Origin of the sequence: Streptomyces iranensis, from assembly GCF_017874715.1 — a bacterium.
GTDB classification, from domain to species: domain Bacteria; phylum Actinomycetota; class Actinomycetes; order Streptomycetales; family Streptomycetaceae; genus Streptomyces; species Streptomyces iranensis.
This window is the reverse complement of record NZ_JAGGLR010000007.1, coordinates 125,493-139,930: the sequence shown is the minus strand read 5'-3', so window position 1 is coordinate 139,930 and position 14,438 is coordinate 125,493. Positions and strand designations below refer to the sequence as shown.

Here is a 14,438-nt window from a genome sequence, read left to right as displayed (position 1 = left end):
CCCCCGTTCAGGCCCCCCGTCGGCAACTAGGGGTCCTTTACCCACATTCGCCCCTTCGATAGCGGGCCCTTCCCAAACGTACTCCGGCTACGGCCGGCGCCGACATCCCCTTTCCCGCTTTCCCGCCGTGCGGCTCCACCGGCCCGCGAGGCGCCGCCGCCCCCCCGCTCAGCGGCGGAAGACCTCCAGCCGGGTGGGCGCGGGCCGCCCCGGTGCGGGCAGACCGAGGCCGCGGCGCCCCGGGGTGATCGACCCCAGCACGCTGGCATGGCGGGCGCCGGTGCAGCTCGGCACCGTACCGGCCAGCCCGTGGGCGGTCAGGAAGGCGAGGACGGCGAAGGCGTACGCCTCCTTCGCCGCCGCCGGAAGGCCGAGGTCGTCGGAGGTCCGCAGGGCGATGGGGCCCAGCTCCCGGCGCAACGACCCCATCAGGGTGGGGTTGCGGGTGCCGCCGCCCGAGGCGATCACCTCGGTGGCATGCACCTTCCGTACGGCGTCGGCCACGGTGCGGGCCGTCAGCTCGGTGACGGTGGCGACCACGTCATCGTCCGGCACCGGGCCCGTGGCGGCCAGGGCAGCGCGCAGATAGGACGCGTGGAACAGCTCCTTGCCGGTGGTCTTGGGCGCGGACAGCGCGTAGTACGGCTCGGCCAGCAGCCGCTCCAGCAGGGGCTGGTGGACGGTGCCGCGCGCCGCCATGGCGCCGTCCGCGTCATGGTCCAGCCGGCCGCCCGTCAGATCGCCGGCCGCCGCGTCGATGAGCGCGTTCGCCGGGCCGGTGTCGAAGGCCAGCGGATCCCGGGCGCCCGCGACCACCGTGATGTTGGCGATCCCGCCCAGGTTCAGGGCGGCGCACACGCCGGGCCGCCCGCGCAGCCACAGGGCGTCCACCAGGCTGACCAGCGGAGCGCCCTGGCCGCCCGCGGCCACATCGCGGGTGCGCAGATCGGAGACCACCGGGCAGCCGGTGGCCTCGGCGATCCAGGCGGACTGGCCGAGCTGGAGCGTCCCGTGCACCCGCCCGTCCGCGGCCCAGTGGTACACCGTCTGGCCGTGGGAGCCGATGAGGTCCGTACGGCCCTCGCACAGCTCCCGGTCGGCGCGGACCCCGAGCGCGGCGAACGCCTGGCCGATCCGGGTGTCGAGCGCGCACACGTCCCGCATGGTGGTGGCCGCCGGGGGCAGCGCGGCGCTCAGCGCCGACCGCAGCGCCTCCGGATACGCCTCGCTGACCAGCCCCAGCGGGGCCAGCACCACGGTGTCGCCGTCGAGCACCAGATCGGCCGCCGCGGCGTCCACCGCGTCATGGGACGTGCCCGACATCAGTCCGATCACCCGCATGGTGTCTCCTCCTCCCGCTCGGTCCCCGTCGTGGGCCGCGCCGCGTCGGGCAGCGCGCCGCGGTGGTTCTCCCCGCGCAGGGTGAACAGGGCGACCACGCTGATGGCGCAGGTCACCGTCACGTAGTAGGCCGGGATGTCGACCTCGCCGGTGTGCTTGATCACCTCGGTGATGATGAGCCCGGCGCATCCGGAGAACACCGCGTTGGACAGCGCGTACGCCAGGCCCAGACCGGTGTAGCGGACCCGGGTCGGGAACATCTCGGCGAGCATGGCCGGACCGGGCCCCGCCATCAGGCCCACCACCACGCCCGCCACGAAGACCGCCGCCCCTTGGACCCATGCCGAACTGCCGGGATCCTGTAGGACATTGAGCAGCGGGAAGGCCAGCACCGCCACCAGCGCGGCCCCGGTCAGCATCACCGGCCGCCGCCCGATCCGGTCGCTGAGCAGCCCCGCCGGGAGGATGGAGAGCGCGAAACCCGCGTTGGCCACCACGGTGGCGACCAGCGCCTGCTGGAAGGTGGCGTTCAAGGTGGCCTGGAGATACGAGGGCATGACGACCAGGAAGGTGTAACCGGCCGCCGCCCAGCCCATGATGCGCGCGGCCCCCATGACGATGGCCCCGGCCACCTCGCGGGGGTCCGCCACCCGCTCCGGCCCGGCGGATGGCGCGGTGCCGGTGTCCCCGTCCGCCGCCGCGCGGAAGAACGGGGTCTCCTCCAGCCTCAGCCGCAGCCACAGGGCCACCAGTCCGATCGGCAGGGTCAGCAGGAACGGCAGCCGCCACCCCCAGTCGCCCAGCGCCTCCTCGCTCATCACGGTGGCCAGCACCGCCGCCACCCCGGCCCCGGTCAGCAGCCCCAGCGCCACGGTGAACGACTGCCACGCCCCGTAGAGCCCGCGGCGGCCCGGCGGAGCGAACTCCGTCATGATCGACACCGCACCGCCGAACTCCCCGCCCGCGGAAAGACCCTGGAGGATCCGCAACAGGGTGAGCAGCCAGGGCGCGGCCGCGCCCAGCGTGTCGTACGTGGGCAGCGCTCCGATGAGGGTCGTGGCGCCGGTCATCAGCAGCAGCACCAGGATCAGCGTGGGCCGGCGGCCGATCCGGTCGCCGACCCGGCCGAAGACGGCGGCGCCGATGGGGCGGAAGAAGAACGCGATCCCGAAGGAGGCGTAGGTCTTGACCAGGCCCTCGAGCTCGTTGCCGCCGTGCGGGGTGAAGAAGTTCGCGGCGATGATCGTCGCGAAGAAGCCGTAGACACCGAACTCGTACCACTCGATGAAGTTGCCGACCGAACCGGCCACCAGCGCACGGCGCGGGGCCCGCCCGGCAACACGCTCGCTGGGATCCGCTGGGGACGTCGTCACATCCGGGCCCTTTCAGCCGTCACCGCCAAGGGGATGTGATGTCCGTACCCGTCAGGGAGCGCGGTTACCGGTGCGAGTGCGGCTCCAGCGGCGCTCGAGGTCCGGGCAGATCCCGTACGGCCCGTCCTCAGCCGCGCAGCACCGCGTTGCACTCCCGCTGCAGCGCGATGTCCTGCCACATCGGGTGCTGGGGCGCCGCGTTGGAGCACACCACCGCGCCCCACGCGCCCACCCGTGCCGACTCCTCGACGGCGCGGCGGCAGAACGCGGCCCCCACCGGGCCCTCCTCGAAGGTCCCGTGCAGCGGGGTGTAGCCGATCCAGCCCTCACCGAAGACCAGTGGGACCCCGCTCGCGGCCGCCCAGTCCGCGGCCGCCTCGATCCAGGTGACCAGCCGCTGGTCCATCGCCAGCCGGTGCACGGCGTAGCGGTCGTACAGCCAGGCGTCCCAGCGGTCGGGGTCGCACCAGTCGTGGACGTAGATCTCCCGGGGGCCGACCGTGGTGGCCTCCAGCCGCCAGCGGTCACCGGGCGGCGGGGCCCAGTCGGCCAGATCGGGGGCGCCGGGGCGCAGCAGCTCCCGGCGGACCGCCTCCTGGGGGAAGGGGCGGGCCCGGTCGCGGACGGCGAAGGTGGTCAGCAGCTCGTCCAGCACCCCGTAGACATAGGGGTGGAAGACCGCGACATCCACCTCGCGGGGGACCCCGCGCAGCGAACCGACCGGCACCTTGGCGTAGTTGACGGTGACCGGCCGGTTGGGGTGGCGCTCCTTGAACCGGGCGATGCCCCGCTCCAGCCGTGGCCGCAGGGCGACGACCTTGTCCTCGCCGTCCAGCCCTTCGGCGAGCCGGCTGCCCTGGACCTCGTTGTGCAGCTCGGTGAAGGCGATCCGGTCGTCCAGACCGTGGATCACCAGGAAGTCGATCAGATCGGCCAGCGCGTCCGCGAGCGCCTCGGCGCGCCGCTCGGGGTCGACGGCCATCAGCGCGTCGAACCAGGCCCGGTCCTCGCCGAACGACGGGCTCTGCTGGTACTCCCAACTGGAGAGGATGACGAAGCAGTCATGGCGCAGGGCCGCCTCGAACAGCTCGCGCAGCCACGCCCGTCCGTCGATCTCGCCCCCGCCGCCCAGGTCGTACCAGCGCATCCGCTGCCCGTACGCGCCGCCCAGCGCGGACGGCCGCAGCTTGGTCGTGTCCAGCCGGGAGCCGAAGAGCAGGTACGGCATGGCGCACACGCGCACCGTGTTGTAGCCGCGGGCCACGGCATCCCCGAAGGCGCGGTCGAGATCGGCGAAGGGCTCATCCGGACCGGTGCGGGTGTACCAGCTGAAGTCCCAGAGTGAGATGGTCAGTTTGTCCGGCAGATGCGGCGACAGCGTCACAGGGGGCTCCCCGCGGTCGGCGGCTCGGCGATGACAGAGACGGGAGATCGGTTCATCGTCCGGGGGCGCCAACGGGCTGTCAAGATGTATTCATAAATAATGGCCAGTGCTGGGTGGTCGGGTTTCCAGCCCGTTCATCCGGTACGGCCGGTGCCGGAGGCCGTCCGGGACCGGGGCGCGACCCGGACGGCGGTCGCGCCGACTGTGGAGGCGGTCCCTCAGGCGATCCAGCCGTAGCCGGGCCGTGGTCTGCGCGAGGCCGGGGGCGCGCCCACGCTCTCCAGGTCGTGCTCGGCGGCCCGCATCAGCTGCTGCCCCAGGTCGCTGAGGGCGCGCCCGGCCGCGAGCTCATCGCCGATCACGGGCACGTCCTCGTCGTCCGGGTTGCACCTGGCCAGGCCCCGGCCGGTGAGCGCAGTGGACCCGGTGTCCAGCTCCACCCGCGCCCTGGTCCGCCCCTCGTCCTCGGAGAGATAGAGATGGACCTTCCACTCCACTATGTGCGACATGGTCTGCTCCTCACCTTCTGGCGGCCGAACCTTCTGGCGGCCGAACCTCCTGGCGGCCGCTTCTGGCGCCAGAAGCGGCCGGACCCCGCGGCGGCGGCCGGAGCCCCGCTCAGCGGCGGTTCCTGCCGGACCACGCGGGTTCCACCACCTTCCACTCTGCCTCCCAGCGCGCGTAACGCCTGCGGTCCAGGGCCCGCCGGACCCGGGCCCGTCCCGTGAACGCGAGCGCGGCCACCGTCGCCGCGGTGATACAGCCGGTGAACCAGCCCATGGTCCGCGCGGTCGACGGGGAGGAGGGCGGCTGCGCCAGGGCGCCCTCGCGGTTCACCCAGACCCGCACCTCGTCCCTCGAGTCGCCGTCCCCCGCCACCGTGGCCGTGCCCGTATGGCGCTCACCGTCATCCGCGACCCAGCGCACCCGCGCCTGCCGCGGCTCCCGCACATCGCTGTGGGCCGGGCCGGGGGCGGCATCGGCGAGCCGTGCGCTGATCTGGTGCCGGGCCGAGGTCTCGGCGGCCACGACGCGCATCTGGGAGGCGTGTGCCGCGTACCCCGCGCTGATCGCGGCGGCCGGCAGTCCGGCCACGAGGATCAGCGCGAACAGCACGGTGCACCAGGTCTGGATCCGGTCCGTCCGGCGGCGCAGCGGGTTGGGCCCCCTGGCCGGGCGTTTGAGCAGGGGCGGACGCGGCCCGAATACGCGTCGCGGTCCGTGGGTGTTCATGGTCTGGCCTCCAGCGGGTGCTGACGCCGGCGCGCGGTCGCGCGGGCGTCGGGGTCAGGTGCGCGGGGTGGGCTGATAGGCGCCGGGCACCATCCGCGCGCTGATCGCCGTGCGGTTGTAGGCGTTGATCACGACGGCGGCCCAGATCACGGCCGCCACCTGCGGTTCGTCGAAGACCTCACGGACGGCCGCGTAGACCTCGTCCGGCACATGGCCGTCCTGGATCGAGGTCACCGCCTCGGTCAGCGCGAGCGCGGCCCGCTCCCGCTCGGTGAAGAACGGGGTCTCCCGCCAGGCGGCGAGGGTGTGGATCCGCTGCTCGGTCTCGCCCTGAGCGCGGGCGTCCTTGGTGTGCATGTCCAGGCAGAACGCGCAGCCGTTGAGCTGCGAGGCGCGGATCCTGACCAGCTCCAGCAGCTCGGGTTCGACCCCCGCCGCCCGCGCGGCCCGCACCGCCGCCCGGTGCAGCTCGCCCATCGCGGCGGACACCTCGGGGGCGAGGCCCTTCAGATCCAGCCGGGCGGTGGTGCGGGCCGGGGTGGTCGTCGTCATCGGTGAACTCCGTTCGTCGCGGTCGGTCGCGGTCAGGGAATCGGGGCGATCAGGGGGTCGGGAACGCCGTCTAGCCAGGCCTGCCAGGGGGCGGCGCGCAGCGCCGGGCCCGCCCGCAGCGGGCGGCCCAGCCACGCGGTCACCGGGCGGATCCCGTGCACCGCGTTGACCAGCCACACCTCACGGCCGTCCAGCTCCTGCACGGTGCGGCGGCGGTGCTCGGTGCGGACGCCCAGCTCGGCCGCCCGGTCCTGGATCAGGGTCGAGGTCACGCCCGCCAGCAGCGGAAGCTCCGGGGGCGGCAGACACAGCACGTCGTCCTCCCACCACAGGACGCTCGCCGCCGTGCCCTCGAGCACCAGCCCGGAGGGAGTGGTGAGCAGCAGCTCCTGCGCGCCGCGGGCGGCCGCCCGCTCCCGCAGATGGGCGAGGAGGGAGAGGTCGGGGCCGGTGCGGCGGGGATGCGACCGCGGGTCGAACTCCTCGGTCAGGCATACGGTCACATTGACCGTGCGCGGCGGCGCGGGCCGGACCCGCAGGAACAGCCGGGCCGGCTCGGGACCGGCCAGCTCGACCCGGGGGAACCAGCGCTCGGTGCGGGGCAGGGCGGCGATCGCGTCGCGCCAGAAGCTCTCGATCCGGGCGGGGGAGTCGCCGCTCGCCTCGACGCACGCGGCGACGAACCGGCGGCGGTGGTGGTCGAGCCCGCGCACCCGCCCGTCGTCGATCAGCCAGGAGTCGGCGGCCAGCAGCGCGCTGTCCGGCACCGCCCGGGAGGGCATCAGCCCGCCGTCCTCGCGCCACATCAGCGTCCACTGCTTCTGGTCCGACGCGTCGGCGTGACCGATGTTCTGTGTGGCGACCATGTCCGCTTCCACGTCTCCGTCCCGATGTGCTCGATGTGCTCGATGCCGTGCTGCCCCGATGTCCTGCGTCCGCGTTTCGTTGTTCCGTTGTTCCGTGTTCCGTCGTTCCGCCGTCCGGCCGGGTTCCTAGCCGCGCTCGCTGGATTGCTGGTCAATAGCCGCGCGCCGGGCCGCCCCGGGGGCCGTAGGGGGCGCGTTCCAGCCACTCCCCGCAGCGGGGGACCACCGGGGACAGGGCGGCCGCCGCGCGCTGGGTCGCGCGCTTCCACGGCCGGGGCCGCAGATGGTCCAGGGCCGCTCCGGCGGCCTCGCTGTTGTAGACGGCCGCGCTCCGGCGGGCGGAGGCGTACCCGGCCACCGTCGCGGGTCCCCGCGATGGCTCGGAGCATGCCGCCGACACCGCCTCCGCCGCCGCGACCGCGTCCGCGATCCCGCTGTTCATCCCGCGGGCCCCGAAGGGCGGGAAGAGATGCGCCGCCTCGCCCGCCAGCAGCACCCGGCCGGACGGATCCGCGAACGACGCGGCGACCTTGCGCAGGAAGTGGTACCGCGACACCCACAGCACCCGGTGGGCGCAGTCCTCGCCCACCAGCCGGGGCAGCCAGCGGCGCAGCGCCTTCTCGGTGCCGAAGGACTCCGGCGGATCGTCCGCGCGGCACTGCAGATCGATCTGGAAGCCCCCGGTGAACGGCACCCGCAGTACGGTGCGGCCGCCGGTGCCGGGGTGCTCGTAGTGGAAGACCCGCTCGACCGGCAGATCCCCGCCGGGCGGATCCGCCACGTCCACGACCACGTGATAGCCGTCGGACCGGGTGCCCTCCAGCGGGATGCCCAGCGCCTTGCGCACCCCCGAACGGGCCCCGTCGGCGGCGATCACATGACCGGCCGTCCAGCTCCCGCCGGCCCTGTCGGTCACCGTCACCCCGTCGCCGTCCGCGCGCACCTCGTCCACCTCGGCGTCGAAGCGGAACTCCACGCCCGCCTCCGCACACGCCTCGTGGAGGAATCGCTCGGTGTCCACCTGACGCAGGCTGGTGAACGCGGGCAGGGCCGCGGCCCCGTCGTCCCCGGAGGCCCGCGGAAAGGTCTGTGCGAACACCTCGCGGCCCCGGTAGAGGGTGCGCCGGGTGCGCCAGGTGGTTCCGTACGCCGCGATCCGCGCGCCCAGCCCCGGGCGGGCCCGCTCCAGCAGCCCCAGCGACCGCCGGTGGACGAACAGTGCCCGGCTGCCGGGGCGCACCCGGTCCCGCGCCCCGGCCTCCAGCACCACGACCGGCAGCCCGGCGGCGCGCAGGGTGAGCGCCGCCGTCATCCCGACCGGCCCGGCGCCCACCACCAGAACCGGCCCGCAGCCCTTGCCCGCCGTCATGTCAGCCACCGACCGGTGCGGTGGACAGGGTGGGCAGCTCACCCGCGGCGAGCTGCCGGGCGATCTCCAGCCGCTTGATCTTCCAGGTGGCGGTGCGCGGCAGATCCTCGAAGCGGCACTGCACCGGCTCGGCAAGCGCCGGGAGGTCCCCGGTCGCCCGCCGCCAGCTGTCGGGGTCCAGCGGCTCGTTCCCCCGGGTGCACACCACCGGTACCGGTTCGCGCCCCGGACCGTGGACGATGATCACTTCCCGGAGGTCGGCGAACCGCGACAGCAGCTCGTCCTCCACCTCCAGCGTGCTGTCCACGGTGGAGATCTGGTCCACCTCGCGGTCCAGCAGATACAGCGCGCCCCACCGGTCGCGGTAGCCCATGTCGCCCATCCGCCACCAGCCTCGGTCCACCTGCCGGGCGTAACTCTCCGGCGCGCCCAGATAGGTGAGGATCCGGCCGCGGGTGCGCGCCTCGATGGCCCCCGTCGCACCCGGCGGGCACTTGCGGCCCCGCTCGTCCACCACCCGGATCCGGGTGAACCCGGGGATGCCGGTGCCCACCCGCCGTGCCTCCACCCGGTCCGCGCCCCGCCGGGTGTACCAGCCGAAGGCGACGGGCCCGGTCTCGCTCTGCCCGTACAGCTGCATCAGCCGGGGGTCGCGGCGCTGGGACGCGGCGAGCAGCCGCCGCACCGTACGGGGGTGGATGGCGTCGAAGGTGGAGCCGTACGCCCGGACGTTGGACAGCGGGCCGTTCGGCGCGTCGGCCAGGTCCTCCCACAGCACATAGGTGTTGGGATGCGTCTCCACGATGCCGGGGCGATGCGCCGCCAGCAGCGGGCCGGCGTGGGCCGGGTCGGGGTCGACGAGCAGCAGCAGCGGGCTGCCGAAGTGCAGCAGTACGCCCAGCAGATGGTAGAAGCGGGAGTGGACGAACGACATGTGCAGCGCGGCCGCCTCCCCACGGGTGGCGCGGCCCAGCGCCTGCTGGGGCGCCAGCCGGTTCCACATGGTGTGCGGGCAGTGCACGGCCAGCTTCGGTATGCCGGTGGTCCCCGAGCTGTGGGTGATCAGCGAGGGCTCCCGCGGGTGCAGCCGGATGGCCGGGCGGCGCGGCACCCCGGCGAGCGCGGCCGGCGCGATGGTGTTCCCGGGCGCCTCGTCCACCGTCAGCACGCCCCGGGCCAGAGTGGTGTCCACCGTGCTCAGCGTGGACTCCAGGGTCGCCCGGTCGGTGATCAGCCAGGGGGCGTGCAGCCGGTCAAGCAGCACCGCGGCCACCTGTCCGTCCAGCGAGGGCGACAGCAGCGCCGGCACCGCGCCGATCCTGGAGACGGCACAGGTCAGCAGCACGATGTCGACGTTGTCGCCCTTGAGGATCGCCACATGCTCACTCGGGCGCACCCCCGCCGACCACAGCCGGGCGGCCAGGTCGTCGACCAGATCGGCCAGTTCGGTGTAGCCGAGGTCGGTACCGGCGTCGGGGGCGACGTCCAGTGGCCGGTCCAGGGTCACCCTGACCCTGCCGTGCCGGGCCGCGGCCTCCTGGAACATCAGCCCCAGATAGAACCCGCGCTCGGGGAGAAGCCGCTGCAACATATCGAGGTCCTCATCGTTCGAAGTCGGTCAGGGAGCCGTGCGCTCGGGCGCGGCCGGCAAGCCGGTTCGCCCCGTCACCAGCGGCCCGTACGGACGACATGGCGCCGCAGCTTCCCCGTCGGGGTGCGCGGCAGCGAGGCCACCAGGCGTACGGTGCGCGGCGCCTTGTAGGCGGCGAGCCGCCGCCGGGCCAGCGCGATCAGATCGGCCGTCAGCGTCTCCTCGTCCACCGCCGGGCGGTCCGGGCGGTCCGGGCCGTCCGGTCCGCGCGGGTTGCCCGAGCCGTCCCGGCCGTCCGCCCGGCCACCCGCGTCGTCCGCCCGGCCACCCGCCGGTACGACATAGGCGCGCAGCCGGGTCGCGCCCCGCTCGTCGGGGACGGCCGCCACCGCCACCTCCCGTACCGACGGGTGCTGCCGCAGCACCTCCTCGACCTCCAGCGGCGACACGGTGATCCCGCCGACCATCTCCAGGTCGTCCACCCGGCCCAGATGGCGATACGTCCCGTCGCGCCCGCGCCGGGCCCGGTCCCGGGTGGCGAGCCAACCGCCGTCCTCCGGGCGGCCGGTGACCACCGTCGGGCCCCGCACCCACAGCTCGCCCTCGGCCGAGCCGTCGGCGCCGTCCGCCACCACGGCGCCCGCGCCGTCCCGTAGCTCCAGCTCGAAGCGGGGCACCGGACGGCCGAGGGTGCCGGGGGCGTTGTCCCACACCGTGTTGGCGCAGAAGGCGTGGCCCGCCTCGGTGGAGCCGATCTGCTCCAGCACCGGTGCGCCGAGCAGCTCACCGACCCGTTCACCGAGGGCGGGCGGCAGTCCCTCGCCCGCGCTGACCGCGGCGCGGACGGAGGTGAAGCAGGCCGTGTGGCCGGTGCCGCGCTCGTCCACCAGCGCGGCGTACGAGGACGGCACCGAGTACAGCAGGGTCACCCGGTGCCGGGCCACGAGGTCGTCGATGAGGGCGGGTCCGGGGCGGTCCGCGGTGAGCACCGCGGCCGACCCGGAGAAGAGGGGGAAGGCGAAGGCGTTCCCGAAGCCGTAGGCGTAGAACAGCTTGGACACCGAGAACGACACGTCCGCCGGGCCGATGTCCAGCACCTCCTGCCCGACCAGGTCGTGATAGGCGGCCACATCGCCATGGCCGTGTGCCACCGCCTTGGGGCGGCCGGTGGTCCCGGAGGTGTACTGGATGTACAGCGGGGTGGCGGCCGTCACCGGCTCCGCCGCCGGGGCCGGGGCCGCCGAGCCCAGCGTGGCGGGCGGACCGGTCAGGGCCGACAGCTGGTCGCGGCCGAGCCAGGGGACGCCGTCGAAGTGGTCCTGGAGACCGGGGCCGGAGACGGCCAGCGCGGCGCGCGAGTCCTCGGCCATGAAGCGGTGGTCGTCGGCGGTGAGCGCGGGGTTGACCAGCACCGCCACGGCGCCCAGCCGGGCGGCGGCCAGGAACGTGGTCACCCACATGATGCCGTCGGGTAACGCCAGCAGCACCCGGTCACCGGCCGCCACTCCCCGGCCCGCCAGTACGGTGGCCGCGCGCTCGGCGCGGTCGTGGACCTCACCGTGGGTCCAGACCCGGTGGCCCTCGAGAAAGGCGGCCCGGCCGGACCAGCCGCGGCGGTCCGCGAGCGCCGCGAGATGCGCCGCCACATTGGCCGAGACGGTGGGCCCGACGGGCATGGGCGGGGCGGACACCGATACGGCGGTCACCGGCCGGGCTCCTTCGCCGCGGGGGCGGGCGGCGCCGCGGCGGCGGCCACCAGCAGATCGTCGATCTCCCCGCCGGACGCTTGCTCCACGGCCTGGTAGGCGCGCATGGTGGCGGCGGTCTTCAGCAGCATCTCCTCGTACTCCTCGGCCGGATCGGAATCGAGGACGATGGCGCCGCCCGCGCCGATGTGCATCCGGCCGCCGGTGAACACGGCCGTGCGGATGACGATGTTGAGGTCGGCCGCGCCGTTGCAGCTGAGGTAGCCGAGCGCTCCGGAGTACACACCGCGGGCCTCGGTCTCCAGCGAGTCGATGATCTCCAGCGTGCGCAGCTTGGGGGCGCCGGTCATGGAGCCGCCCGGGAAACAGGCCCGGACGCAGTCGACGGAGGTGATCTCCGGGCGCAGCCGGCCGCGCACGGTGGAGACCAGCTGGTGGACGGTGGCGTAGGTCTCGGTGTTCATCAGCCGCGGCACGTACACACTGCCCGACGCGCACACCCGCCCCAGGTCGTTGCGGAGCAGATCCACGATCATCAGGTTCTCGGCGCGGGCCTTGGGGCTGGAGGCGAGGGCGGCCAGCGCCCGCGCGTCCTTCTCCGGGTTCCGGCCGCGCGGGGCGGTGCCCTTGATCGGCTTGGCCTCGGCGGTGCCGTCGGGGGTGATGCGCAGAAAGCGCTCGGGGGAGGCGCAGGCCACATCGGTGCCGTCGAACCGCAGATAGGCGGCGTACGGCGCCGGGTTGAACCGCCGCAGGGCCCGGTAGAAGGCGTAAGAGTCGCTGGGGGCGGGCAGCCAGGCGGAGTTGGTCAGGCAGATCTCATAGCTCACCCCGGCGCGCAGCTCCCGCAGACACGCCTCGATCGAGGCCAGATACCGCTCCCGGTCCCGCACCAGCCAGGGCTCCACGGCGGCCGTGGTGGCGAGGGCGGGCGGTTGCGGGGCGGGTCCGGTGAGCGTCGGCACCCCGCTGAGCACGGTCACGGTGGTGTCCAGCCAGTCCTTCGCCTCCCGGTGGCCGTCGGGGGTGTCCTCGGTGAGGCAGCAGATGTAGGTGACGCCCTCCTGGTGGTCGACGGCGACGAACCGGTCGGCGAAGAGCCAGCAGGCGTCCGGGGTGGTGGCCCGGTGGCGGTTGGGGGAGCCGCAGTCGGCCTTGAGCTCGTAGCCGAAGTAGCCCACATAGCCGCCGGTGAAGTCGAAGGGCAGATCGGGGGCCTTGACCCGGCGGCGGGTCAGCTCCCGCTTGAGGTGGTCGAAGACACCGCCCTCGACCCGGACGGCGGGCCGTCCCGCCCGCTCGACCTCGCACACGCCGGTGTCGGTGTCGTAGCGGACGAACTCGGCGAGCGGGCCCGTGCCGTCCCCGAGGAAGGAGAAGCGGGCCTCGCCGGACTCGGCGCGCGAGCTGTCGAGCCAGAACGCGTGCGGCGCCTCGGCGTACAGCCGGGTGAAGGCCGCCTCGGTGTCCGTGGCGTCGGCCAGCCACCGGGCGTGCAGCCGGTAGCCGGGGCCCGCCGGGGGCGGCTGGGCCGGAGCTTCGTTCCTGGGCGCGGGCCGGGCCAGTTCGGTTCGGGGGTCCGCCTCGGGGATGGGCGGGGAGTCCGGCGCGGTGGCCGTCTTGGCCGCTTCCGCCGCCTTGCGGGCCGTACGGGCGCGGCGCGGCTCCTCGGCGGAGGCGGTGGTCACGGTGGAGGTCACCGACTCGCCGTTGGCGTGCTCAATGGTCAGATCACGGAAGTTGCCGAGCATGCGGTGGCCGTATCCGGTCAGCACCGACTCCGGGTGGAACTGGACGCCCCACAGTGGCCGGGCCCGGTGCCGCAGCCCCATCAGCACACCGTCCTCCGACCAGGCGATGCCCTGCAGTCCCAGCGGCAGCGGCTCGGCCACGCACAGCGAGTGATAGCGCACGGCCGTGAAGTCCTGCGGAAGGCCGCGGAACAGTCCGCGCCCGCCGTGTTTGATCCGGGACAGATGCCCGTGCTTGGGCTCGGGCGCGGACACCACCCGCGCCTGGGCGCCGAGCGCGATCCCCTGGTGCCCCAGACACACCCCCAGCACGGGGATGGGCGACCGCCCGATCAGCCGGGCGGTGGCGCCGAAGTCCCGGGGATCGGCCGGATGGCCGGGGCCGGGGGAGAGCACGATGTTGTCGAACGCGGAGAGATCGATGTCCGCGCACTCCGGCGCGTCATGCAGAAGCACCTCCGGTTCCTCGCCGTTGACCTCGGTCAGCAGATGAAAGAGGTTGTACGTGTACGAGTCGTAATGATCGACGAGGAGTGTCCTCAGCGATTCCATCCGGATTTGCCTCCTTGCGATGAGAAAACCGACCGGGTATCACCCGCCCCGGCCCTCGGGCCGCGACGCCCCGCTCACCTACCGGCGAGCGCGTGGGCCGTCGACCGCCATCCGCCTGTGACGTCCTCGTATCGACTGAAGCGGCGGGTAGAGCCACTTCTTGAGAAGCCGCTGCAGCCGCGGCATGACCAGCCAGGTCACCATCGCGGTCACACCGAGACACAAGGCCAGGGTCCGCAGCAGGAAATTGGCGTCCTTGATGAACGGGATCACCAGCACATTGAAGATGAGAACCGGAGGGAAGACCGCGCTCAGATTCACCAGCCACAGCTTCCATTTGGGTGGTGGCGGCAGTGGCCGCACCGGCCCTTTGAACCAGTTCTCCAGTCCCGAGGTGCGCTGCGTTCCCTTTTCCTCGATGAAGGGCCCGGTACGGGACGCCAATCGTGCCCGCTCCAGTGAGGAATCCCATGCCCGAGCCGGGCCTTCCGCCTCGAACCGGTAGAGGACGTGCCACTCCGAGGAGGTCGAACCGGATCCCATCACCCCGCCACCGAGATATCCCGGAAGGCTTGCCGCGGCATTGAGCATCTCGATCGCCCAGGCATAGAACTCGCTTTCGCGGCCGGGCTCCACCCGGTATGCGGCAGTCACCGTGACCGGTTCTCTGTCCACTCCAGCCGCAACTCCTTTCCGCGCCGTTACCTTCGCCTGTTGTGC

12 protein-coding genes are annotated in these 14,438 nt (G+C 73.5%); all 12 read right to left on the bottom strand.

All coding sequences use genetic code 11. From position 1 onward, the window contains the following. Positions 1–168 precede the first annotated feature (168 nt). The 12 genes from J2Z30_RS14250 to J2Z30_RS14195 all read right to left on the bottom strand — a co-directional run bounded on the left by J2Z30_RS14250 (position 169) and on the right by J2Z30_RS14195 (position 14,393). Positions 169–1,341 (bottom strand): anhydro-N-acetylmuramic acid kinase, encoded by a 1,173-nt coding sequence (locus tag J2Z30_RS14250; protein ID WP_044567829.1) that lies wholly within the window; start codon positions 1,339–1,341, stop codon positions 169–171. Further along, positions 1,332–2,714: an MFS transporter gene (locus J2Z30_RS14245; protein WP_044567828.1), complete on the bottom strand. Its 1,383-nt coding sequence runs from the start codon at positions 2,712–2,714 to the stop codon at positions 1,332–1,334. Before J2Z30_RS14245 ends, J2Z30_RS14250 begins: the two co-directional genes overlap by 10 nt. Before the next feature lie 127 nt (positions 2,715–2,841). Further along, positions 2,842–4,098 (bottom strand): cellulase-like family protein, encoded by a 1,257-nt coding sequence (locus J2Z30_RS14240; protein ID WP_044567827.1) that lies wholly within the window; start codon positions 4,096–4,098, stop codon positions 2,842–2,844. Positions 4,099–4,316: 218 nt separating this feature from the next. After that, positions 4,317–4,607 (bottom strand): DUF1876 domain-containing protein, encoded by a 291-nt coding sequence (locus J2Z30_RS14235; protein WP_044567826.1) that lies wholly within the window; start codon positions 4,605–4,607, stop codon positions 4,317–4,319. Between the two features lie 109 nt (positions 4,608–4,716). Next, complete coding sequence (locus tag J2Z30_RS14230; RefSeq protein ID WP_044567825.1) at positions 4,717–5,331, bottom strand: Rv1733c family protein; 615 nt, start codon at positions 5,329–5,331, stop codon at positions 4,717–4,719. A gap of 54 nt (positions 5,332–5,385) precedes the next feature. Beyond that, complete coding sequence (locus tag J2Z30_RS14225; protein WP_044567824.1) at positions 5,386–5,883, bottom strand: carboxymuconolactone decarboxylase family protein; 498 nt, start codon at positions 5,881–5,883, stop codon at positions 5,386–5,388. A gap of 32 nt (positions 5,884–5,915) precedes the next feature. Beyond that, on the bottom strand, positions 5,916–6,749 hold the full coding sequence (locus J2Z30_RS14220) for an aminotransferase class IV (protein WP_044567823.1): 834 nt from the start codon (positions 6,747–6,749) through the stop codon (positions 5,916–5,918). Positions 6,750–6,900: 151 nt separating this feature from the next. Further along, the gene (locus J2Z30_RS14215) at positions 6,901–8,118 is read right to left on the bottom strand and encodes an FAD-dependent monooxygenase (RefSeq protein ID WP_044567822.1); all 1,218 of its coding nucleotides are present in this window, start codon (positions 8,116–8,118) and stop codon (positions 6,901–6,903) included. Position 8,119: 1 nt separating this feature from the next. Continuing rightward, positions 8,120–9,709: a class I adenylate-forming enzyme family protein gene (locus J2Z30_RS14210; protein ID WP_044567821.1), complete on the bottom strand. Its 1,590-nt coding sequence runs from the start codon at positions 9,707–9,709 to the stop codon at positions 8,120–8,122. 74 nt (positions 9,710–9,783) lie between these two features. Next, positions 9,784–11,385 carry an AMP-binding protein gene (locus tag J2Z30_RS14205; RefSeq protein ID WP_044580906.1) on the bottom strand — a complete coding sequence of 534 codons (1,602 nt, stop codon included), beginning with the start codon at positions 11,383–11,385 and terminating at the stop codon, positions 9,784–9,786. Positions 11,386–11,411: 26 nt separating this feature from the next. After that, positions 11,412–13,718 carry an aminodeoxychorismate synthase component I gene (gene pabB / locus J2Z30_RS14200; protein ID WP_063790854.1) on the bottom strand — a complete coding sequence of 769 codons (2,307 nt, stop codon included), beginning with the start codon at positions 13,716–13,718 and terminating at the stop codon, positions 11,412–11,414. A 78-nt stretch (positions 13,719–13,796) separates the two neighbouring features. Then, positions 13,797–14,393, bottom strand: coding sequence for a putative antibiotic biosynthesis monooxygenase (locus tag J2Z30_RS14195; RefSeq protein WP_044567820.1), 597 nt, complete (start codon positions 14,391–14,393; stop codon positions 13,797–13,799). Positions 14,394–14,438 lie beyond the last annotated feature (45 nt).